The organism is Algibacter miyuki, assembly GCF_030409805.1.
GTDB classification, from domain to species: Bacteria; Bacteroidota; Bacteroidia; order Flavobacteriales; family Flavobacteriaceae; genus Algibacter; species Algibacter miyuki.
On the sequence record NZ_JAUFQP010000013.1, the window covers coordinates 953479 to 977540 of the forward strand.

General features: G+C 32.9%; 12 protein-coding genes. All 12 read left to right on the forward strand.

Features of this window, described 5'->3' with window-relative positions:
* The first annotated feature begins 145 nt into the window (after nucleotides 1–145).
* The 12 genes from QWY92_RS16155 to QWY92_RS16210 all read left to right on the forward strand — a co-directional run bounded on the left by QWY92_RS16155 (nucleotide 146) and on the right by QWY92_RS16210 (nucleotide 24023).
* Entirely contained in the window at nucleotides 146–3334 is a 3189-nt protein-coding gene (locus tag QWY92_RS16155) for a SusC/RagA family TonB-linked outer membrane protein (RefSeq protein WP_290273122.1), read from the forward strand.
* Between the two features lie 11 nt (nucleotides 3335–3345).
* On the forward strand, nucleotides 3346–4845 hold the full coding sequence (locus tag QWY92_RS16160; protein WP_290273124.1) for a SusD/RagB family nutrient-binding outer membrane lipoprotein: 1500 nt from the start codon (nucleotides 3346–3348) through the stop codon (nucleotides 4843–4845).
* A 622-nt stretch (nucleotides 4846–5467) separates the two neighbouring features.
* Nucleotides 5468–6928 (forward strand): sodium:solute symporter, encoded by a 1461-nt coding sequence (locus tag QWY92_RS16165; RefSeq protein WP_290273126.1) that lies wholly within the window; start codon nucleotides 5468–5470, stop codon nucleotides 6926–6928.
* Between the two features lie 77 nt (nucleotides 6929–7005).
* The gene (gene murQ / locus QWY92_RS16170; RefSeq protein WP_290273128.1) at nucleotides 7006–7827 is read left to right on the forward strand and encodes an N-acetylmuramic acid 6-phosphate etherase; all 822 of its coding nucleotides are present in this window, start codon (nucleotides 7006–7008) and stop codon (nucleotides 7825–7827) included.
* Nucleotides 7824–9494 (forward strand): glycoside hydrolase family 3 protein, encoded by a 1671-nt coding sequence (locus QWY92_RS16175; RefSeq protein WP_290273130.1) that lies wholly within the window; start codon nucleotides 7824–7826, stop codon nucleotides 9492–9494. Before murQ ends, QWY92_RS16175 begins: the two co-directional genes overlap by 4 nt.
* 66 nt (nucleotides 9495–9560) lie before the next feature.
* The gene (locus QWY92_RS16180) at nucleotides 9561–11021 is read left to right on the forward strand and encodes a glycosyl hydrolase family 18 protein (RefSeq protein ID WP_290273131.1); all 1461 of its coding nucleotides are present in this window, start codon (nucleotides 9561–9563) and stop codon (nucleotides 11019–11021) included.
* 21 nt (nucleotides 11022–11042) lie between these two features.
* Nucleotides 11043–12278 (forward strand): exo-beta-N-acetylmuramidase NamZ family protein, encoded by a 1236-nt coding sequence (locus tag QWY92_RS16185; protein ID WP_290273133.1) that lies wholly within the window; start codon nucleotides 11043–11045, stop codon nucleotides 12276–12278.
* Nucleotides 12279–12286: 8 nt separating this feature from the next.
* Nucleotides 12287–15205 (forward strand): FAD-binding and (Fe-S)-binding domain-containing protein, encoded by a 2919-nt coding sequence (locus tag QWY92_RS16190; RefSeq protein ID WP_290273135.1) that lies wholly within the window; start codon nucleotides 12287–12289, stop codon nucleotides 15203–15205.
* Nucleotides 15206–15261: 56 nt separating this feature from the next.
* Nucleotides 15262–17190, forward strand: coding sequence for a glucosamine-6-phosphate deaminase (gene nagB, locus QWY92_RS16195; RefSeq protein ID WP_290273137.1), 1929 nt, complete (start codon nucleotides 15262–15264; stop codon nucleotides 17188–17190).
* Between the two features lie 558 nt (nucleotides 17191–17748).
* The gene (locus tag QWY92_RS16200; protein ID WP_290273139.1) at nucleotides 17749–19218 is read left to right on the forward strand and encodes a tetratricopeptide repeat protein; all 1470 of its coding nucleotides are present in this window, start codon (nucleotides 17749–17751) and stop codon (nucleotides 19216–19218) included.
* Between the two features lie 348 nt (nucleotides 19219–19566).
* Entirely contained in the window at nucleotides 19567–20724 is a 1158-nt protein-coding gene (locus QWY92_RS16205) for a glycoside hydrolase family 88 protein (RefSeq protein WP_290273141.1), read from the forward strand.
* 470 nt (nucleotides 20725–21194) lie between these two features.
* Nucleotides 21195–24023: a DUF5060 domain-containing protein gene (locus tag QWY92_RS16210; protein ID WP_290273142.1), complete on the forward strand. Its 2829-nt coding sequence runs from the start codon at nucleotides 21195–21197 to the stop codon at nucleotides 24021–24023.
* Nucleotides 24024–24062: the final 39 nt, after the last annotated feature.

Sequence of the window (24062 nt, forward strand, 5' to 3'; positions counted from 1 at the left end):
CTTACTGCGTAAATTGTCATTATACAACGCTTATTTTTCGAACTTAATAATTAAAACATGCATAAAACAGTGTAATATTGCAATAAATTTGCATTATCTGATTTTTTATTATATTTTTACTAAAATTAACTTAATACTAACTTATATGAAAAATTATTATTTGCAAGTAATTGCCCTCTTGGCGTTGTTTTTTATGCAAACTTCATTTGCGCAATCAGTTACGGTTTCCGGTGTAGTAACTGAAAAAGGAAGTGGCATGCCTTTAGTAGGGGTAAATGTGGTCATTGATGGCACATCAAACGGTAGTGTTACCGATTTTGATGGGAAGTACTCTATTAACGGAAGTGAATTAGCAGGAGAAACGCTAAGCTTTAGTTTTATGGGGTACGAAAACAAGCAGGTTTCTTTAACAGGTAAAACACAAGTGATAAATGTGGCATTGGAAGAAGATGCAACCAATCTTGATGAAATTGTTATTACTGCATTAGGAATTAAAAGAGAAGCAAAAGCTTTGGGATATTCGTTAACCGAAGTAAAAGGAGACGAATTGTCTTCAGTGAAATCAACAAGTGCTGTTAATTCGTTGCAAGGTAGAGTTGCGGGGGTTAATATTTCTACTAGTAGTTCGGGAGCAGCTGGATCTAGTAGGGTTATTATTCGTGGTGCAAGTTCGTTAACAGGAAATAATCAACCGCTTTACGTGGTAGATGGTATTCCTATTATTAACAATACAAACGGTTCAGTTGTTGGAGCAACTAATGACGGAACAGGTGATGGAGGTGATGATGTTTCTTCTATAAACCCTGATGATATTGAATCTGTATCTGTTTTAAAAGGTAGTTCTGCGGCTGCATTATATGGTTCATTAGCTTCTAATGGTGTTATCATGATAACAACAAAAACAGCTAACCGTACTAAAGGACTAGGTATTGAGTATTCTACGTCTTATACTTTTGATAAAGTAAATACAGATTTGTTAAATATGCAAACTACATATGGGCAAGGTAATAATAGATTGAAACCTGGTTATGAGTATGATATCAATAATAATCCAGTAGAAATCTCAGATCCTATACTTGCTACCGATGATTCTTTTGTTAGTGCATTGCAATCTTGGGGAACTCCTTATGATGGCTCACTTGTTTATAACTGGGATGGTGTTAAAAGACCATATTCATATACTGGTAATAATCTAGATAAATTTTACGATACAGGAACAACAGCTGTAAATACTTTGGCCTTAACGAAAGGTGGCGAGAATGTAAGCTATCGTTTTTCTTTTTCTAATTTAGAAAATAAAGATATTTTTCCTAATTCAACTTTAAACAGAAAGTCATTATCATTAAATACTTCTGCGAAAATCAATCCAAACTTAACCTCAACGGTTAATGCAAAATATGTTATTGAAAAAGTTCATAACCGTATTAACATTGGAGATACACCAGGAAATGCAAATACAGTAGCTTTTGTATTGCCAGGTAATTTAGATATTTACGATTTAAAGCCAGGTTCTAATGAGGAAGGAACAGAACTTTTGTTTCAACCAAGTCAATTTATTTCAAACCCTTATTGGGCAGTTAATGATTTTAATAATGATGATAAGAAAAATAGACTAACTGTTTCAAGTACTTTAAGGTATGATATCACAGATTGGTTGTATGCAACAGGTAGAGCAGGTATAGATACTTATGATTTATCTAGAAGAAATGTAACGCCTTTTGGAACAGCATACCGTCCAGCAGGACAAATGTCTCAAAGTAAATCTACTTATACGTCATTTGATTCGGATGTTATGTTAGGTTTTGATAAAGCTTTAACCGAAAAAATATCAGCAAATGCTATCATTGGTGCTAATAGTAGAACTGCTACTTATGAGCAGTTAAGTGCACTTGGTAGAGGTTTTATAGTTATAGGTTTAGAGGATATTAATAATACAACTTTACCTGAGCCAACAAATACTTATTTTAAAACTAAAACAAATTCAGTATACGGTTCGTTTGAAATGGATTATAATAAATACTTATATCTAACATATACAGCTAGAAACGATTGGTTCTCAACATTATCTTTCCCAGGAAAAACAACACCAAATAATGATTTTTACTGGTCGTTAAGTGGAAGTTTATTGCTTAGTGATGCATTCAATTTGCCAGAAGCAATTACTTACGCGAAAATTAGAACAAGTTACGCTCAAGTAGCTGGTGGAGCACAAAACGCATATGCCTTAAATTTAGATTATGCCATAACAGGATCATTCCAAGGTCAGTCTTTCGGACAGTTAAATGGAAACTCAATTCCTAATCCAAACTTAGTGCCATTTCAGAAAAATGAATTTGAAATAGGTTTTGATGGACGATTTTTTAATAATCGCTTAAACTTGGATATGGCTTATTACCAAAATCAAACCACTAATGATATTGTAAGAGCTGCGGCTTCTCAATCATCAGGTTTTACATCATCAATACTAAATATTGGTGAGTTAGAAAATAAAGGATTTGAGTTATTAATTGGAGGTACGCCAATTAGAACAGATAATTTCTCATGGAATACATCTTTTAACTTAGGTTATAATGATAGTGAAATTATTAGCACTGATGATGAGAACACACCTATTAATGTTGATGGTAGTCAAACAAGATCAAGAACAGCTATTATCTCTCATATAGTAGGAGAAAATTACGGTGTAATCTGGGGATCATCATATAAAAGAGATGAAGATGGTAATATTATGTATAATATTTCAGGTTCTGTACCAAAACCGATACAAGGCGAAAACAAAATACTAGGTCAAGGTGTTGCGCCTTATACAATGGGTTTCTCTAACTCGTTTAGATATAAAAATATGACCTTAGGTTTTTTAATTGATGCTAAATTTGGAGGAAGTGTACACTCTGGAACCAATAGAGAATTGGTTATGAGAGGACTGCATGAAGATACATTAGAAGGTAGAGAAACGGGATTAGTAGTATCTGGAATTGATGATGCTACAGGTGATGCCTTTACTACGACCGTAGCTCCAGAAAACTTAAGAACATATTATGGTTTTATTGGAGAAGAAAGCGTTGGTATTTCTGAAGCATTTGTTTACAGTACAGATTTTATAAAGTTTAGAGAATTAAGTTTATCATATAATTTGCCAAGTAAAGTTTTGGAAAACACTTTTATTAATGAATTAAGACTGTCGTTAATAGGAAGAAACCTTTTCTTTATTCAAAAAGATATTGATAATGTAGATCCGGAAGCAGCTTTAAACAACCTGAATTCTCAAGGAATTGAAAGGTTTGGTATTCCATCAACTAGAAGTTATGGTTTTTCTGTAAATGTTAAATTTTAAAAAAGAAAAAGATGAAAAAAACACTTATTTTACTAGTTATAGCTGCATTAACATTTGGAGCTTGTGATAAAGGGTTTGAGGAAATTAATACAAATCCCACAAAACCAACACAACTGGATCCGTCAACAAAATTAACATTTGTTCAATTATATACAGGAGGTAGTAGTTATGTTGCTACATTGTTTTATAATGTAATCCATTTAATGCAAAATGTGCAACAACTTAATGCCACATCTTATGTGTCATTTTTATACAAAGAAGGAAATACAAACCAGTTTTTTGAAGAGCAATTCTCAAATACGGTTAAGAATGTAGTCGATCTAGAAGCGCAATTATCAGCAAGTGAAGAGCCTAATGCAGCTACAGATTTAGCAATAGTGAAAATACAAAGAGTACTAATCTTTAGTCGAATTACCGATGCTTATGGAGATATTCCATACAGTGAAGCCGGAAAAGGGTTTTTAGAGGGTATTCGTTTTCCTAAATATGACAAGCAAAGTGATATTTATGCCGACATGTTATTAACTTTAGAAACAGCTGCAGCTACCTTAGGACAAGGTGGAGCAACAAGCTCATTTGGTGCAGCAGACTTAATGTACGGTGGAGATGTACTAAAATGGAAAAAATTCGCAAACTCATTAATGTTACGTTTGGCTATGCGTATGGTAAATGTAGATGATGCAGGTGCGAAAGCATGGGCAACAAAAGCCATTGCAGGTGGTGTTATGGTTAGTAATGAAGATATTGCTTACTTGAAATACGAAAACTCGGCTAATGATGCTGGTCCTAACGTAAACCCATTAACTAAATCTTTTACGTCAAGAGGTTCAACTCAATTGAAAATTTCTAAACCGTTCATGGATTTCATGAAAACTAAAGGAGATCCGCGCGTTTCTGTATTATGTTCTACAGTAGATGGTGATACAGATTTTGCACTTCAAACAGGACAAGATATAGATGATCCTGCTCGTGGAAATGCAAATTCAAAACCGAATATTAATATTTTTGGAGGGTCAGGAGTTATTATTTATGATGCACCTTTATTCTTTCAAACTTATGCGGAAGTAGAGTTAATGCTGGCTGAAGCAGCAGAACGTTGGGGCATAGCAGGTGGAAGTACAGCTGTGAAAACGCACTATGAAGATGGTGTAACTGCGGCCATGCAATATTTATCACTTTATGGTCATGGAGTAGAAATCACTACAGCACAAATTGATGATTATTTAGCAGCAAACCCATTTGTGCCTTCAGAAGCATTAAAAATGATTAACGAACAATATTGGGTAGCTACTTTTGGAAATGGTGTAGAATCATTTTCAAACTGGAAGCGATCTGGTTATCCTGTTTTAGTGCCAGCAAGTGTAGCAACACTGCTTACCGGAGGAGAAATTCCTAGAAGATTACCTTACCCAGGTTCTGAAAAATTAAACAATCCAGAGGCTGTTGAAGCTGCTACTATACAGCAAGGTGGCGATGATTTGTTAACAAGAATGTGGTGGGATGTAAATTAAAAATGAGTTTTTTAACTTAAGTATATCCGTTTATCTCTTGATATAAACATAATCAGTTTTTAATTGATTTGAGTTAGTTTTTTAAGAGGTGAGAGACGTTTATGTATTGCTCTCACCTCTTTTTTAAATAGAAATTAAAAAGCTTGCTTTGTAAAGGGAGATAGGATTATTATACCATTTTTACATAAGGAATTAATTAGAGATGGGCTAATAACATTATTGTCTAAACTCAATACAACAAGATTTTAGCAGTATAGGATGTATAGTTATGCTTAAATTTTAAGAGATGTTCTTTATTCTGAAACAAAAAAAATCAATAGATAAAATACTTGAAAAGATAATTCTTTATTAATTTTTCAAGATGAAGAAATAGATACTACATAATCTTTAGAAACTATTAAATATCCAAAAACAAACCTTTTATTTTATTAAACGTATTTATCAGATGTTCTATCTGTTATTGATAATAACGCTAAAAATCATACTATAATGTGTTCTTATAAATGTAAATATTCAATAACAAGTTTCTAATAATGACGGATGTTTTTGAAAATTTTAAAAAAACAAATAGAATTTTAAATACGAACTATTACAAATAGCACAAACCAACTAGATAATTAAAATGAGCGCAACACTAATTCTAATAATTATAGCATCTTATTTTGGGGTATTAATGCTGATATCTCATATCGTTTCAAAAAACACGAGTGACGAGTCGTATTACACAGGTGATAGAAATTCGCCTTGGCAAGTGGTTGCTTTTGGTATGATTGGCGCAGTTTTATCTGGTGTCACTTTTGTTTCTATTCCAGGTATGGTGGGCACTAATCATTTCTACTATTTACAATTTGTTTTTGGTAATGTTGTGGGCTATGTCTTTATAACGTATGTCCTGATACCTATTTATTACGATTTAAAACTAGTATCAATATATACCTATTTAGAAACTAGATTTGGTGTTAAGTCTTACAAAACGGGATCGTTGTTTTTCTTAATATCACAATCATTTGGAGCAGCATTAAGGTTATTATTGGCGGCTAAAATATTACAATATGCCGTTTTTGATGCTTTAGGAGTTCCGTTTTTTTTAACTGTACTTATCGTTCTTTTTTTAATTTGGGTATACACTCATAAATCTGGAATTAAAACCATTGTTTGGACTGATACATTGCAAACATTTTTTTTGTTAATGGCTGTAGGAATTACAATATATGTGGTGAAAAGTTCTTTGAATTTAAGTTTTTCTCAAACAATATCTTCTGTTGTAAATCATGATTATTTTGAAGTTTTTAATTGGGATTTTAATTCTGGAAATAATTTTTATAAACAATTTATTTCAGGTTTTTTAATAGCAGTAGCTATGGTTGGTTTAGACCAGAATATGATGCAAAAAACATTAACCTGTAGAAACAAAAAAGAAGCGCAACGTAATATTTTAACCTTTAGTTTAATTTTAGCAATAACTCAGTTTCTGTTTTTAGGCTTAGGGGTTATGCTGTATCTATATGCCGAAAAATTTGGTATTCAGCTAGAGATTGAAAACGGACAATTTATAAATACCGATACCTTGTTTCCAATGCTTTCTTTGAATCATTTCGGAATCATTGCGAGTATCAGTTTTATTCTCGGAATAACGGCGGCTTCATTTTCTAGTGCAGATTCAGCGTTAACGGCGTTAACAACATCTTTTACTCATGATTTTTTAGATATTCAGCATAAAAATTCAAAAGAAAAAAAACAATTAAAAAATAGAGTTTTGTTTGGCTTTTCAGCAGTCATTTTTACAATAATAATACTGTTTTCAGAAAGTAAAGGGGATGTTATTTCGATGATTTTTAAAGTTGCTGGCTATACTTACGGGCCATTATTAGGACTTTATTTATTTGGAATTTTTACTAAAATAAAAATAAAAGACGAAGCTGTTCCTTTTATATGTGTTTTAGCGCCTGTGTTGACTTATTTATTAAATCATTACTCTATCATTTGGTATGAGTTTGATTTTGGATTCATGAATATTTTTGTCAATGCATTTATAACTGTGGTATGTCTAATTCTTGTTAAGAAAAAGAACGAAGCAAAGTAGAATAATATAAACACATTTAAGAGTTCGTAAATGTGTGTTAAATCAAATAAAAAAATAATATAAAATATTTAGATGCTATGGAAAACCATTTAACAACTGAGCAAGTTTCAGACTACGATAACTTAGACCAAATGAAAACATTTGAGTTACTGTTAAATATGAATACTGAAGATAAAACAGTACCTCTAGCGATTGAAAAAGCGATTCCGTCTATTGAAAAATTAGTCGATACTATTTATGATAAAATGAGTAATGGCGGACGATTGTTTTACATAGGAGCTGGAACAAGTGGAAGATTAGGTGTGCTTGATGCTTCGGAATGTCCACCAACTTACGGGGTAACCGATGACATGGTGATTGGGTTAATTGCTGGAGGAGATATTGCCCTTAGGAAGGCAGTTGAAAATGCAGAAGACGATACCAAATTGGCATGGGATGATTTGCAGAAATTCAATATAAATGAAAACGATGTTCTTATAGGAATTGCCGCATCTGGAACAACACCGTATGTTATAGGAGGGGTTAAAAAAGCTAGAGAAAATAATATTATCACAGGATGTATTACCTGTAACGGGAATTCACCTTTATCACAGGAAGTTGATCACGCTATTGAATTAATCGTAGGTCCAGAATTTGTTACCGGAAGTACTAGAATGAAAGCAGGTACTGCTCAAAAACTAGCACTGAATATGATTTCTACTACCGTAATGATAAAATTAGGTAGAGTAAAAGGCAACAAAATGGTAGACATGCAACTGTCTAATAAAAAGCTTGTAAACAGAGGAGTTCAAATGATTATGAACGAACTTCATATTGAAGAGGAATTAGCAACTACACTATTATTAAAACATGAAAGTGTTAGAAAAGCAATTGATGCATTTAATACAACAAAAAAATGAAAAAAATTTTAGCAATAAGCATTCTGTCATTATTCTTATTTAGTTTCTTTTCATGTCATGATGCTAAAAGGTCTAGTAACGTAACAACAGCAACAACAAAGGCTCAGTGGGTAGACAGTATTTATAATAATATGTCGGTTAAAGAAAAGGTGGGGCAATTATTTATGGTGGCCACATATTCAAATAGAACGGACAGTCATTTAGATTCTATTCAAAAGCTAATTAAAGACCATGGTATTGGTGGGCTTATTTTTTTTCAAGGTGGTCCAGTACGTCAAGCAGAATTAACAAACACCTACCAAGCAATGTCTAAAGTGCCTTTGTTAATTGGCATGGATGCGGAATGGGGCTTGAATATGCGTTTAGATAGTACATCTGGTTTTCCATATAATATGACGCTTGGAGCTATAAAAAATGATGATATAATAAAACGAATTGGTCAGCAAATCGGTAAGCATTGTAAGCGTTTAGGCGTGCATCTAAACTTTGCGCCTGTGGTTGATATTAACACAAATTCGAATAATCCAATTATTGGAGTACGATCATTTGGAGAAGATAAGCTGAATGTAACAAGCAAATCATTAGCATTTACTCACGGTTTACAAAGTGAGGGCGTTTTGGCTTGTGCTAAGCATTTTCCGGGGCATGGCGATACCGATACAGATTCGCATAAAGCGTTACCAACGGTTAGTTTTTCAAAAGAAAGAATTGATTCTGTTGAACTTTATCCATTTAAAAAATTGTTTGAAAAGCAAGTTGGAGGTGTTATGGTTGCACACTTAAATGTACCAAGTTTAGAGCCTATAGAAGGATTACCTTCTTCACTATCTTATAACATTGTTACCAATATTTTAAAAGAACAGTTGGACTTTAAAGGATTGGTTTTTACCGATGCTTTAAACATGAAAGGTGTGGCGAATTATAAAGAACCAGGAGATGTCGATTTAGCCGCTTTTAAAGCTGGTAATGATGTGTTATTGTTCACTGAAAATGCACCAAAAGCAATTTTGAAAATAACGGAAGCTTATGATAATAATGAAATAACAGAAGCACGTTTATCGCATTCTGTAAAAAAGATATTAGCCGCCAAATACGATGTTGATTTAAATAAATTTCAACCTATTGAAATAAATGGATTAATAGACGATTTGAATGGTGTTGATAATCTAGAGTTAAATAAGGAAGCCATCAGTAATGCCATTACAGTGATTAAAAATGAAGATGATATTTTTACTAAGGATTCAAATAATAAAGAAAAAATAGCATTTCTGAAATTAGGAGATGGAGCTTCGGAAGCTTTTGTAAAGGAACTTGGTTCAGGTATTAGTGTGTATAATGTAGCTGAGGTTTCAGAAAAAGAACTCTTAAAAAATCTTAAGAAATATGATAAAATCATCATTGGGTATCATCGTTTGAAATACCGAGATACTAAAGTAATTTCCGAAGAGGATAAAGCATGGATTGAAAAAGTTGCTGAAACAAATAAGGTGATTTTAAATGTATTTGCAAGTCAATATTGTTTAAAAGATATTACTTTAAAAAACATTGAAGGCATCATAATGTCTTATGAAAATACCGATGTATCTCAAAGTATTTCTGCTCAAATAATATTAGGAAAACAACAAGCCTATGGTGAATTACCAGCGTCTTTTGGTACTGGTTTATAGTACGTTTTTAAAGTTAAAGCCCCAGATTGATAAGTGTTATTTTGTTTAATTTAAAAAGTAGGAAAAATGAAAAAAAAATTACTTCAATTATGTGTTATTGGGTTTCTAGGGATTCAAGTTACAACAGCACAAGAATTAATTGTTAAAGGAGCTCATCAATCACAAAAAGAGGAGTTTGGTGATGTGAAAATCGCTTTAAAAACATCGGATAATAAATCGGAAAGTATTATAAGTTTACAAGAAAATCAAGCAACTACGCTAAATAAAAAGGTGCTAGGTTTTTTGCCTTATTGGGAACGAAGTGCTGGTGCACACAATAATATAAGATACGATTTATTAACTCATTTAGCGTGTTTTGATTTTTTAGTCCAACTTGATGCTTCAGTAAGTACACCAGCGGGATGGCCATGGACAACAGAGATTAATGCAGCTCATGCGCAAGGCGTAAAAGTAGTTATGACGGTGGTTAATTTTGGAGGATCCGATGGTGCAGATGCTGTAGCCTGGGAAATGATAACAAATACGGCAAAACAAGCAACATTTTTCGCGAATATAAAAAACATCATTCAAACTTATAGTTTAGATGGTGTCAATATAGATTTCGAGGGGATGGCTACGGCTCATAGAGGAGCCGAGTTTAATACTTTCATGGCTAATTTAACCAATTATATTCACACAGAATTACCGGGTAAAGAGGTTTCTGTAGATGGCCCTGCTGTAAATTGGGGTGGATGGATTATGGACGATTTGGTTGATAGTGTAGATTATTTGGTTATTATGGCATACGATTATACTTCCGGAAGTGGTGCTAATTCTGGTCCTGTGGCACCTTTAACGCATCATACATCATGGAAAAGGTTTATTAAAAGAACTGTTGAAACAGGAACGTATGCTGCGCCAACAGCAAGTAACCCCGAGAAATTAGTTTTGGCAGTACCTTATTATGGGCAACAATGGAAAACAGATACTAATGCATCTGAATCGACAACAATTTCACATGTGGGGTCAACAAGATATAAGAATACGGTAACCGAAGCAGATACCCACGGTGGTTTTATTTGGAATGCCAATTTTGAATACCCGTGGTACACTTGGAATGATGGTGTAAATTGGAATCAAGTTTGGACAGATAATGAAATCAGTCTTTCAAAAAAATACGATTTAGCTATAGAAAATAATTTAGGAGGCATAGGTATTTGGGCTTTAAATTACGATGGCACACGTCCGGAACTTTGGGAACTTATAAACACAAAATTTGGAGAAACAGCTTCTTTAGATGATGCTTATGTAAAAGAAAATATTCAGGTTTACCCAAACCCTACTAGTACTGTAATCAATATATCCAATACAAACAATTTAACATTGAATAACATGGAACTTGTTGATGTATTAGGGAAATCTATTATGACGGTTAACTCTAAATTAGAATCAATTGATGTTCAACATTTATCAGAAGGCATTTACTTTCTGAAAATTGAAATTAATGGCGGAAAACAAGGAGTATTTAAAATTTTAAAATCAAATTAATTTTTTTATTAAAACGAACTTATGCAAACTAATTTAACTCATATAAAATACGTTCTTATATTATTTGTTTTTACATCCTTTTCATGTAATTCGAATACTAAAAAAAATACGGCTAACAATAGTGCTGTTGTAAAAGAAATTGTAAAAGATATTCCAATTATAGTAGGCGCTAATCAAACGGAAGATTACCTATCTATGTTAAAAGGGAAACGTGTAGGAATTGCAGCCAATCAAACAAGTGTTATTTTTAAGGAAAATAAAGATTACATACATTTAGTAGATTCTTTAATAAAAATGGATATCAGTATTTCAAAAGTATTTGCTCCAGAACATGGATTTCGTGGTAAAGCAGATGCGGGAGAGCACATAACCGATGGCATAGATGCTGAAACGGGTTTACCTACTGTTTCTCTTTACGGAAGTAATAGTAAGCCATCAAAAGAACATCTAGAAAATGTTGATGTTATGGTGTTCGATATACAGGATGTTGGTGTACGTTTTTACACTTATATTTCAACACTTCATTATATTATGGAAGCTTGTGCAGAGCTAGAAATTCCTGTTATTGTTCTAGATAGACCAAACCCGAACGGACACTATATTGATGGTCCCATGTTAGAAGAAAATGTCAAAAGTTTTGTAGGTATGCATCCTGTTCCTATTGTTTATGGTATGACAATCGGTGAGTATGCAAAAATGATTAATGGTGAAAAATGGTTAGAAAATGGTATTCAATGTGATTTAACAGTAGTATCGTTAGAAAACTACACACATCATTCTGAATACGATTTACCTATCCTGCCTTCACCAAACCTTCCAAATGCAACATCTATTAATTTATACCCAAGTTTGTGTTTTTTCGAAGGTACAGATGTTAGTTGTGGTCGAGGTACAGAAACACAATTCCAAATATTTGGAGCACCTTTTTTACCTAAAGAATCATTTGATTTCAGCTTTACGCCAGAACCAAATTTTGGAGCAAAATCTCCTAAGCATCAAGGAGAATTATGTTTTGGTAGAGATTTAACACAAACTAAAAAATTAAGTAAAATTGATTTAAGTTGGTTAATAGAGGCTTACAGTTTAGCACCACAAAAAGAAGCGTTTTTTAATAAATTCTTTCCTAAATTAGCAGGAACTACGGCGTTACAAACTCAAATAGAAAAAGGAATGTCTGCTGAAGAAATTCGAGCTACTTGGGCATCTGGATTAAAAGCATTTAGTGACGTTAGAGAAAAATATTTACTATACAAGTAAAATAATATATGGCAGCAATTTTAGAAAAGGGTTTTAGCGAGTTATCAAATAGTTTAGAAGGGGATCTTTTTAATGATGTATTGCATAAAACGATTTATGCGACAGATGCTTCTGTTTATAGAAAAATGCCTTTGGGCGTAGCTTATCCTAAAAACAATCAAGATCTAAAAATATTAGTTGAATTTGCATCAAAAAATAAGATATCTCTTATTCCTAGAACAGCAGGAACTTCTTTGGCTGGCCAATGTGTGGGCGATGGCCTTGTGGTGGATACCTCTAAATATTTCACCAAAATATTAAGTTTTGATGAAAAGAAAAAAACGGTTACCGTGCAACCGGGAATTATTAGAGATGAATTGAACCTGTTCTTGCAACCATACGGGCTCTTTTTTGGTCCGAATACCTCGACCAGTAATCGCTGTATGATTGGTGGTATGGTTGGGAATAACTCTTCCGGAACCACGTCCATTAAATATGGCGTTACCAGAGATAAGGTTGTCGAATTGAAAACGATTTTAAGTGATGCTTCCGAAGCTGTGTTTAACGATTTAAAAAGTGAAGACTTCTTACTGAAAATGGAAGGAGAAACGCTAGAGAGTAAAATATATAAAAATATTTATAATGAACTCACTAATGTTGAAGCACAATTGGAAATAAAAAATCAATTTCCTAAAAGTTCAATTCACAGAAGAAATAATGGTTACGCGGTTGATGAATTATTGAGTTCAAATTTATTTGGAGGAAATGAAACTCATATAAATTTATCGAAGTTGCTGGCCGGTAGTGAAGGTACACTTGCTTTTACAACGGAAATTACCTTGCAATTAGACGATTTACCACCATCAAAAAATATTATGGTGGCAGGGCATTTTACTAGTATAGAAGAAAGTATGGAGGCTGTTGTGATTGCGATGAAGCACAATCTGTATACCTGCGAATTAATGGATAAAACCATTTTAGATTGTACTAAAAATAATAGAGAACAGATTAAAAATCGATTTTTTGTGCAAAGTGACCCCAAAGCGATTTTAATGTTCGAAATATGTACAGATGATGATGAGCAATCTAAAATACAAGCCAATGCATTAATTGCAGATTTAGAACAACACAAACTAGGCTATGCTTTTCCGAAGCTATCTGGCAATGAAATACATCAAGCCTTGGAGTTGCGTAAAGCAGGACTTGGTTTATTAGGGAACATAGTTGGCGATAATAAAGCTGTGGCCTGTATTGAAGATACAGCTGTGGAATTAAAAGATTTACCAAACTATATTTTAGAGTTTTCTAAAATGATGGAAGATTTTGGACAACAGGCTGTTTATTATGCGCATGCTGGAGCTGGCGAATTACATTTACGTCCTATTTTGAATTTAAAGAAACAGGAGGATATTGTTCTGTTTAGAGAAATAACCTCTAAAACGGCAGAATTAGTCAAAAAATATGGTGGCTCATTCAGTGGCGAACATGGTGATGGTATCGTACGGGCAGAGTTTATTCCTAAAATGATTGGAGAAAAAAACTACCAACTTTTAAAGCGTATTAAAAACACCTTTGATCCTGATAATATTTTCAACCAAGGAAAAATCGTTGATGCGTTTCCTATGGATAAAGATTTAAGATATGCACCCGACAGAAAAGAGCCCGAAATTGAAACTATTCAGGATTTTTCAGATAGTTTAGGGGTTTTAAGAGCAGCCGAAAAATGTAATGGTTCCGGAGATTGTAGAAAACTTCCATCAGCAGGCGGCACCATGTGTCCAAGTTACAGAGCAACCAGAAACGAAAAAGATACAACCCGGGCTAGAGCGAATACGTTAAGAGAGTTTTTAACAAATTCAGAAGAACAAAATAAGTTTAATCACAAAGAATTGTATGATGTTTTTGATTTGTGTTTAAGTTGCAAAGCATGTGCTAGCGAATGTCCAAGTAATGTAGATATCGCCGCTTTAAAATCTGAATTTTTATATCAATATTATAAAACAAATGGAGTGCCAATACGAACCAAACTCATTGCAAATAATACCAAACTAAACAAACTAGGCAGTATTGTTCCAGGTTTAACTAATTTAATTTTAGGTTCGAGTATCACAAAAAATATACTCGGAATAGCTACAGAAAGAAATCTCCCTAAATTAGCTAAGACAACGGTATTCAAATGGTATAAAAAGAACGAAAAAAGAATCCTTGAAAAACCAAAAAGTAAAGGAGAATTGTTTTTGTTTATTGATGAATTTACCAATTATTATGATGTTAATATCGGTATTGATTGTATTGAGCTTTTAACCGATTTAGGATATAAGGTTGCTATTACTAATCACGAAGAAAGTGGAAGAAGCTTTATTTCTAAAGGCATCTTAGACGAAGCAAAAAGAATAACCAATTTTAATATATCGTTTTTCAAAAATCGTATTACAGATGAAGTACCTTTAGTGGGTATAGAACCTTCAGCAATTTTAACCTTTAGAGACGAATACATTAGGTTGGCAGATGATAAAAAATCGGCCATAGAAATTGCAAAAAACACGTTTACCATTGAAGAGTTTATTAAACGAGAATTTGATGAAAATAACATTTCGGCAAAACGTTTCACTAGTGAAAAGAAAGTAGTGAAAATTCATGGACATTGCCAACAAAAATCATTGAGTAATATGCAACCAACATTTACCATGTTGTCGATTCCTGAAAATTATAGTGCCACTATTATAAGTTCTGGTTGTTGCGGTATGGCAGGATCTTTCGGTTATGAAAAAGAACATTACCAAATCAGTATGCAAGTAGGCGAGGATACCTTGTTTTCAAAAATTCGTAATACTAATAATGATGTAATTATTGCAGCGGCAGGGACTAGTTGTAGACATCAAATAAAAGATGGAGTTAATCGAGATACTGACCATCCAGTGAGTATTTTAAGAGCGGCTTTGTTATAGTGAAAAAATCAAAAAAAATATCTTTAAAAAATAACATTAAATAAAAAATATAAATCATGCTAAAGAGTAGTATAGACAAAGCGACAGGATTTGAAAAGCGTTTCGAGAATATTGGAACGTTGGTTTATGAAGATTCAGCAAATGCATCAAAAGCTGTAGCGCAGGAAATTGCAGATCTTATTAAGGTTAAACAATCGCAAAAGCAACCTTGTATATTAGGGTTGGCTACAGGATCGTCGCCAAAAGGGTTGTATGCCGAACTGGTGCGTTTGCACAAAGAGGAAGGTTTGAGTTTTAAAAATGTTATATCTTTTAACTTGGACGAATACTATCCAATGGAACCAGATTCTGTAAATAGTTATGTGCGTTTCATGAAAGAACAATTATTTAATCATGTGGATATTTTGCCAGAGAATTATCATATTCCAGACGGTACATTATCCAAAGAAAATATAGCGAGTTATTGTGATCAATATGAAGTGAAAATAGAAGCCTTAGGCGGTATCGATTTACAAGTTTTAGGTATTGGCGGTAATGGTCATATTGGTTTTAATGAATCGGGATCGCTTCAAAATTCAAGAACTCGTTTAGTGGCTTTGGATCATATTACAAGAGTGGCGGCAAGTAGTGATTTTTCAGATTTAGAAAACACGCCTAGAACAGCCATTACCTTAGGGGTTAAGAAAATAATGGAAGCTAAAAGAGTGATTCTTCTTGCTTGGGGAGAAAGAAAAGCAGACATTATAAGAAAATCTACAGAAGGCGAAGTAACAAGTCGCGTGCCTGCATCGTATTTGCAGGAACATAATAATGCAACGTTTGTTTTAGATAAAGCTGCGGCTTCAAAGCTAACTCGTATTAATACACCATGGTTGGTTGAGAAAATTGTTTGGACAGATAAATTAATTAGAAAAGCGGTATTGAGTTTAGCGCTTCACGTAAAGAAGCCTATTTTGATGCTAACCGATGACGATTATATCGAAAACGGAATGAGTGATTTATTAGCAGATTCTGGGCCAGCTTACGATATTAATATTAAAATATTCAATAAACTACAAAATACGATTACGGGATGGCCAGGAGGAAAACCGAATGCCGATGATGACAAACGTCCAGAACGTGCAGAACCAGCCAAAAAACGTGTGCTTATTTTTAGTCCACATCCCGATGATGATATCATTAGTATGGGCGGTACATTTAAGCGATTGGTTGAGCAAGGACATGAAGTGCATGTGGGGTATCAAACTTCAGGAAATATAGCTGTTGCCGATGATGAAGCCTTACGTTTTGCTAGTTTCGTTTGTGATTATAACGATAAATTCGGAATAGAAAATAAAGAAGCGAATGTTATTTATAAGAAAGCTGCTGAATTTCTAAAAAATAAAAAATCGAGTGAGATTGATACTGCAGAAGTGCGATATATAAAAGGATTGATACGAAAAGGTGAAGCAAGAGCTACCTGTCACTTTATAGGTATTCCAGATGAACAAATCCATTTTATGGAACTTCCATTTTATGAAACGGGAGCCATTAAAAAGAACCCTATAGGTATAGCAGATGTAAAAATAACTTCTGATTTAATAGAAAAAATAAAGCCGCATCAAATTTTTGCAGCAGGCGATTTAGCAGATCCGCATGGTACACATCGCGTTTGCTTAGATGCTGTTTTTGCATCGGTAAAGGAGTTGAAACCCCAAAAGTTTATGAAAGATTGTTGGTTATGGCTTTATAGAGGCGCATGGCAAGAATGGGGCATTGATGAAATTGAAATGGCGGTGCCTATGGGGCCAGATCAAGTACTGGAAAAACGAAAGGGTATTTTTAAACACCAATCGCAAAAAGATGGTGTTGTATTTCAAGGTACAGATAGCAGGGAGTTTTGGCAACGTGCAGAAGATAGAAATAAGGAAACGGCAGATCTTTATGATCAATTAGGATTATCGCATTATGCAGCGATGGAGGCTTTTGTAAAATGGGAATATTAATTTCTTAAATTTATTAGCCAAAGTAATTAAAGTTAAGGTTTGATGAGAGGTTTCCCTAAACAGACATTAAACAACTCATTTTTTTTAAATTACTTGACCGCCGAAATAAGCTTTGGAATGTAAATGGATATTAACTGAGTAATTATTAATAGCAGCCTTTTATAAGAATATGTTTTAATCATATAATTGTAAAAGGCTTTAATATTTTAGATACTCCAAAATAATTTCAAAAAAAAACATTCCAATTTTATTTTTTATCGTTAAGTGGTAAATGTTTTAAAAAAAAGAAGAAATATTTAAATGATAAATTAAGAGAATTGTTGCTTTTTTTTTATTTTTACTGTTGTAGGTTTTTTTTTAAGTAAAATATAAGAAGATATTTATAAAAAAGATTAACTTTTTTGTTGTTAAGAGGTTTGATTACAGTGTTTTATGTTGGTGTTGTTTTTTATGTCAATTAATTTGTGACTTTTTATATTTCTTGTGTCTTATTATTAGCACGTTTTCTACGTAGTATATTATACCTGAATTTTAAATATATGTGAACTTTATTTTTTTATGTTTTTACTTAAAAAGAGATTTTTTTTTATTGTTTTTTTGTGTTTGTTCAACTTTTTAAAGGCACATAACTCCGATGATATTGATAATGTTTTAATAGAATCAAAACAAGAGTTTAATCAATTAAACTTCTTTAAATCCATTGAGTTAGGGAAAGAAGCCTTACAAGCTTCAAAAGATATAAATTACTCAAAAGGTATAGCTACCTCCTCTATATATTTAGCTAAAGCTTTTATTGAATTAGGTAATTATAATAAGGGATTGTCTTTATTATCAGAAGCAGAAAAAGAACCCTTTTTCTCAAAATATATAAATTTTCAAGTAGAGAGTTATAGGTTGAAAGGTCGCATTTATGGCTACCTTGAAATGTATGATTTGGCTGTGGCTCAATTTTATAAGCAATTACATCTTTCTGAAAAAATAGAACCGCTTGAAGTAAAGCGGTTATCTACTTTATGGGCATATCAAAATTTAACTCATATATATAATAAAAAGAATAATAATGATTCCATAAATAAATACTTATCACTTCAGGAGAAAAGTTTGGTTTTCTTTAATGGAAGTCATGATTATTATAATAAAATTGGTACTTACAACCAGATTGCTGAACAACGTATTAAAGAAGGTGATTTTGAAAGTGCCGAGCGATATGTTACACAGTCCTTAGAGCTTTTAGCAAGTAATAAATCTACTTATTTTTATCCTTCTTTAGAAATTTTGGGAAAGCTAGAGGAAGCCAAAGGAAACATTGATACAGCGGGAAATCATTATAAAAAAGCGCTCGATAACGCATTGGAAATTAATGATAAAGATGCTATTAGTCATTGCTATAAAGTGTTGTCTGATTTTTATAAGGAGCATCAACCTAATATGTTAGAGGGGAAAGTGTATTATGAAAAACATAAAAAAATAGAAGACTCATTAAAATTAATAAACAGCAATATATTAGATAAGGTATATCGAGAAATTATAAAAGAAGAAAGAGCAAATAATATAGCAAGGGATAATTATAAGTATTATTTCCTAGGAAGTATTTTAACGAGTGCAATGGTTATTGGTGTGCTATACAAAAGGAAAAAAAGGTTCAGAAATTTATTAAGTAAAAAGAAAATGGAGGCGGATTTAAATGAGCAAAAAGTTGCAAAGCTAAAAGAAGCCTTAGAAAGTAAAAAGTATGAAGATTTGATTCATATGTCAAAAAATAATAATCCTGAGTTTTTAAACGCATTTAAGGAGCTTTTTCCTTCCGAAATAGAAAGTCTCAAAGAAAATAATCCCAACACAACCACTTCAGAGATGTGTTTTTGTGCTTTGTCATATCTAAATTATTCAACTAAAGAAATTGCAGAGATTCAAAATGTAACTATACGTGCGGTACAAGTGCGTAAGAATAGAATTCGGAAAAAATTTAATATACCATCCGAAATAGATTTTAACATTTGGATGATAGAAAATTTAGGTAATATATAGATTCTTAAAAGTATTTAGTACATAGCTTAAGCTTAAAAAAAACTCAGGATTGAATTTCAATTCTGAGTTTTTTTTTATTTAACAGTAGAGGTTAAATCTCGTGCCTTTTTAGAGTGTTTTTTTTGTTTTATACATTGAATTATATTCCGTACTAAGCCTTTAAAATAAAGTTGAAGATATATGTGTTCCTTTTTTGTATTTTTATAAACACTTTTTGTGCGCGTTTTAATTTGTGTAAAAGTAGAAACTGAAAATAGCCATCAACATTATCTGTTTTTATTATTACTGGTGTTGCTCTATTGAGTTGTAATGCCTATTATTTGATATTAAATTAAACCATAAAATTATATGAAGCCCACCCTCATTATTATCGTGATTTTTCTTTTTTTTGGATGTAAATCAAAACAAGAAAAACCTTTTGATAGTGATGCTATTTTACAAGAGCGCTATAAAAAAATAGCCGATTATCAAGTCGATTCTTTAAACTTTCCTCGAAGTTATTCTTTTAAAGAAAATACCGTTAATAAGGTAGGATCTAAAGATTGGACTAGCGGATTTTTTCCTGGTAATTTATGGCAAATTTATGAATTAACAGGTGATGTCGCTTTTAAGAATAAAGCAAAAATATGGACCGCTTTTGTAGAAAAAGAGAAGTACAATAATAGAACGCATGATATGGGGTTTAAAGTGTTTTGTAGTTTTGGAAACGGTTTAAAGCACGAAGACAATCAAAACTATAAAGATATTATTGTAAAAAGTTCACAGACGTTAATATCGCGTTTTAACGCTACTATTGGCAGCATTCGTTCGTGGGATTTCAATAAAGAAACTTGGGATTTCCCGGTGATTATTGACAATATGATGAATTTAGAAATGCTTTTTGAAGCAACTAAAATTACCAAGGACAGTATGTTTCATAACATCGCGGTAGATCACGCCAATACCACGTTAAAAAATCATTTTAGAAATGATAATAGCTGCTATCATGTTGTAGATTATAATCCTGAAAATGGAGATGTTAGAATGAAAGTAACCCACCAAGGATTTAATGATGAATCAGTTTGGGCAAGGGGGCAAGGCTGGGCTATTTATGGTTATACTATGGCATACCGATATACAAAAGATGCAAAATATTTGGCACAGTCACAAGCCACGGCCAACTTTTTTATCAATCATAAAAACTTACCAAAAGATGGTATTCCATACTTGGATTTCAACGATCCGGCTATACCCAATGCCCCCAGAGATGTTTCGGCAGCAACAGTGGTGGCTTCTGCGATGGTAGAATTATATCAATACACTAAAAATGAAACTTATTTAGAGTATAGCAAGAAAATAATAAACACGTTAAAAACGCCAGAGTATCTTTTAGAATCGACAATCGATGCTCCATTCATTTTAAAACATAGTACAGGAAACTGGCCAAAAAAAGACGAAGTAGATGAGCCTATTGTTTATGGGGATTATTACTTTTTAGAAACGTTATTAAGATTAAAAGCACTTTAAATGTAGGAAGCTTTTTATTGTTTCAAAAAAGCATACATTTTTTTGAAACATAAAGAACTTTAAAGTCAATTGATAATATTTGGAAATGAGCATGCCTTAAAAAGGAAGCTCATTTTGTGTTTAATTCATTCTAAAAGAAAACATAGTAAATTATTAAAAGATAAAATGTCCAAGAGATTCATTTCAAACTATTTAATGATAATAGTGATATCTTAAAAACATTTTATACTCCTTTAATTTTTATTGTTGATTATTCTCACAATAAGGCTTTGAAAACAATAATTATATCATTTGTTTTATAAAATGGTTCATATGTTCTAAAGTATCAGCGTTCCATAGTTTATTTTTGAATTTAAATTTTCAAAAACAAGGACTGTAAAATCATTTTTTCAAATCTGTATAAAAATAATAGTATTTCAAAAAAATAAAATTTATTAAAACAAAAAAACAACCAACCTAAACTAAATAAAATGAAGATTACAACAGTATTATTTTTATTAATAACCCAATTAACTTTTTCGCAATATAAAGATGTAAAAGTTGAAGGTGAACTTCAAAAATGGAAAAAAATAACCTTGAGTTTTAAGGGGGATACTTTTACCGAGAGCCAAGAAGACAATCCGTTTTTAAATTACAGACTTAATGTTGTTTTTAAACACAAAAATAAAACATATAAAGTACCTGGTTTTTATGCAGCCGATGGTAATGCCGCAGAAACAAGTGCAAAAAGCGGAAACATTTGGCAAGTACGTTTTACTCCAGATGAAGTAGGTGAGTGGACTTACGAAGTGTCTTTTAGAAATGGAAAAAACGTAGCTGTCAATGATGCGGCTGATGCTGGTAAACCGGCTGCTTTTGATGGTTTACAAGGACGTTTTGAAATTGCGGAACCCGAAGCAAAAGCTAAAGGTCGATTGGTTTATACCGGTGATAGATATTTACATTACGCAGAAGATAATACGCCATTTTTAAAAGGAGGAACAGATAGTCCTGAAAACTTTTTGGGCTATTATGAGTTCGATCAAACACCGCCAAGCCATAAATATGAACCTCATGCTAAAGACTGGAAACAGGGCGACCCTACGTGGCAAAACGGTAAGGGAAAAAACATTATTGGCGCTTTAAATTATTTAGCATCGAAAGGTATGAACTCGGTTTACTTTTTAACAATGAATGTACAAGGTGATGGTAAAGATGTATGGCCATGGACCGATGAAAACGAACGTTACCGTTTTGATTGTAGTAAATTAGATCAATGGGAAATTGTATTTAATCATATGGATAATTTGGGCTTAATGCTTCATATTGTAACCCAAGAAACAGAGAACGAATTGTTGATGGATATTGGAGAACTAGGCGTGCAAAGAAAATTATATTACAGAGAACTTATCGCCCGATTTTCACATCATTTAGGAGTAACTTGGAATCTAGGTGAAGAAAATGGTCCGGTGCATTGGTCTCCTAAAGGACAAAATGATAAGGATAGAAAAGCAATGGCTAAATACATTAAAAAACAAGATCCGTATCAAAGTTTAGTAGTGTTGCACACACATGCTGTTCCAAAGTCGCAAGATTTATTTTTAGAACCTTTGTTAGGTTATCAATTTCTTGATGGGCCTTCGCTTCAAACACATAAGCCAGAGTTAGTGCATAACATTACTAAAAAATGGATAAGTGAATCGCAAAAAAATGGTAGAAACTGGGTGGTTAATCAAGATGAAATAGGACCAGCTGATACAGGAGCAAAACCAGATAAGGATGATCCTGGTCATGATGGAATTAGACATCAGGTATTATTGGCTAATTTAATGGCAGGAGGCGCTGGAGTAGAATGGTATTTCGGTTACAAGTTTGCACACAACGATTTAAAGTGTGAAGACTGGCGCTCTAGAGATATACTTTGGGATCAAACCAGATATGCTATAGATTTTTTTCAGCAGTATTTGCCGTTTACCGAAATGCAATCTGCCGATGATTTAACGGATAATAAAAACGATTTTGTTTTCGCTAAAAATGATAATACCTATGCTATTTATCAAGCAGAAGTTAAAGCGACAACGCTTAATTTATTTGGTTCTAAAAACAGTTTTGTTGTAAAATGGTTTAATCCAAGAACGGGAGAAGCACTTCAGAATGGTACAGTAAGAAAAATTCGTGGAGGTGGAAAAGTTGATATTGGTTTTCCTCCAAAAAAAGATAAAGATTGGGTGGCGTTAATAACATCGAAAAGTCAGTCTCGTAAAGGAATCTCTAATTCTAAAAAAGAAGTGGTTAAGCTAGATGCTTTAAAAGATTTTACTATTGATGAGCCTAGTGATAATACCGTATATTATAGTGATGAAGCTAATGGTGTTTTAGCAATTAATGCGGCCGATACAGCACAACGAGCAAAACTAGCTTACGCGAGTACAAGGTTTGAAAAATTATCAGGACTCTATAACTTGTCGTTTATTTCTATGGCCGAGAATGATGGTGAATCAGAATATATTATTTTCAAAAATGGTACGCCAATAGCTACTGTTACTAACCCAGAAACAGATAAAGCATTTAAAGTAGCAACTCACGATTTAGGTAAATTTTTTATTGCTGAAAACGATATTATCCAAATCGCATCCAAAGCAGTAACCAATAATAAAATTCCTGAGAATAACGAGACCGCATGGTCTAGAGGACGATGGAGTCGTTTAGTTTTAATTCCAGAAGGTGTTTCTGCAGCAGCTGCTTTAGAAGGTAAAAAGCCTTTTGAAGAGAAAAATGGATTATTAGAAATTGAAGCTGAAGCGTTTCATTTTAGTTCAAAAAACGGAACAGAAAGAGCGTGGGTTATTAAAAGTCATTCTGAAAAAACAGACCAAAGTGAAACAGCAAGCAAGAACACTTACATACAGGCCGTTCCTGATACTAGAGTAACACATGATGATGTTTTAATTGAAGGTGAGAATTTTTTTCCGTTTGCAGGTGTGGGCGGTGTTGTTTCATACAAAATAAAGATTAATAAGCCTGGTCGTTATTATGTATGGGCAAGTGTTTATTCTAGTGGTTCGGAAGATAATGGAGTGCATGTTGGGATTAATAATACATGGCCAGAAAGTGGAGCGCGTATGCAATGGTGTGCAGGAAAACATAAATGGACTTGGTCTTCGGCGCAACGTGTGCCTGAAAACCATTGCGGTACTCCAAAAACAATATATTTAGATTTAGAAAAGGGTGAAACTATTTTATCGTTCTCTATGCGTGAAGATGGTTTGAAAATGGATCGTATTATTTTAGCTAAAGACGCTAGTTTTAGTCCAAATTAAGAGGTGTAAACTATCCATTAAAAACGAATGCTAAGGTGT

Coding starts and splice junctions, on each gene's coding strand:
- QWY92_RS16155 (WP_290273122.1), top strand. CDS start 146: ATGAAAAATTATTATTTGCAAGTAATTGCCCTCTTGGCGTTGTTTTTT.
- QWY92_RS16160 (WP_290273124.1), top strand. CDS start 3,346: ATGAAAAAAACACTTATTTTACTAGTTATAGCTGCATTAACATTTGGA.
- QWY92_RS16165 (WP_290273126.1), top strand. CDS start 5,468: ATGAGCGCAACACTAATTCTAATAATTATAGCATCTTATTTTGGGGTA.
- murQ (WP_290273128.1), top strand. CDS start 7,006: ATGGAAAACCATTTAACAACTGAGCAAGTTTCAGACTACGATAACTTA.
- QWY92_RS16175 (WP_290273130.1), top strand. CDS start 7,824: ATGAAAAAAATTTTAGCAATAAGCATTCTGTCATTATTCTTATTTAGT.
- QWY92_RS16180 (WP_290273131.1), top strand. CDS start 9,561: ATGAAAAAAAAATTACTTCAATTATGTGTTATTGGGTTTCTAGGGATT.
- QWY92_RS16185 (WP_290273133.1), top strand. CDS start 11,043: ATGCAAACTAATTTAACTCATATAAAATACGTTCTTATATTATTTGTT.
- QWY92_RS16190 (WP_290273135.1), top strand. CDS start 12,287: ATGGCAGCAATTTTAGAAAAGGGTTTTAGCGAGTTATCAAATAGTTTA.
- nagB (WP_290273137.1), top strand. CDS start 15,262: ATGCTAAAGAGTAGTATAGACAAAGCGACAGGATTTGAAAAGCGTTTC.
- QWY92_RS16200 (WP_290273139.1), top strand. CDS start 17,749: ATGTTTTTACTTAAAAAGAGATTTTTTTTTATTGTTTTTTTGTGTTTG.
- QWY92_RS16205 (WP_290273141.1), top strand. CDS start 19,567: ATGAAGCCCACCCTCATTATTATCGTGATTTTTCTTTTTTTTGGATGT.
- QWY92_RS16210 (WP_290273142.1), top strand. CDS start 21,195: ATGAAGATTACAACAGTATTATTTTTATTAATAACCCAATTAACTTTT.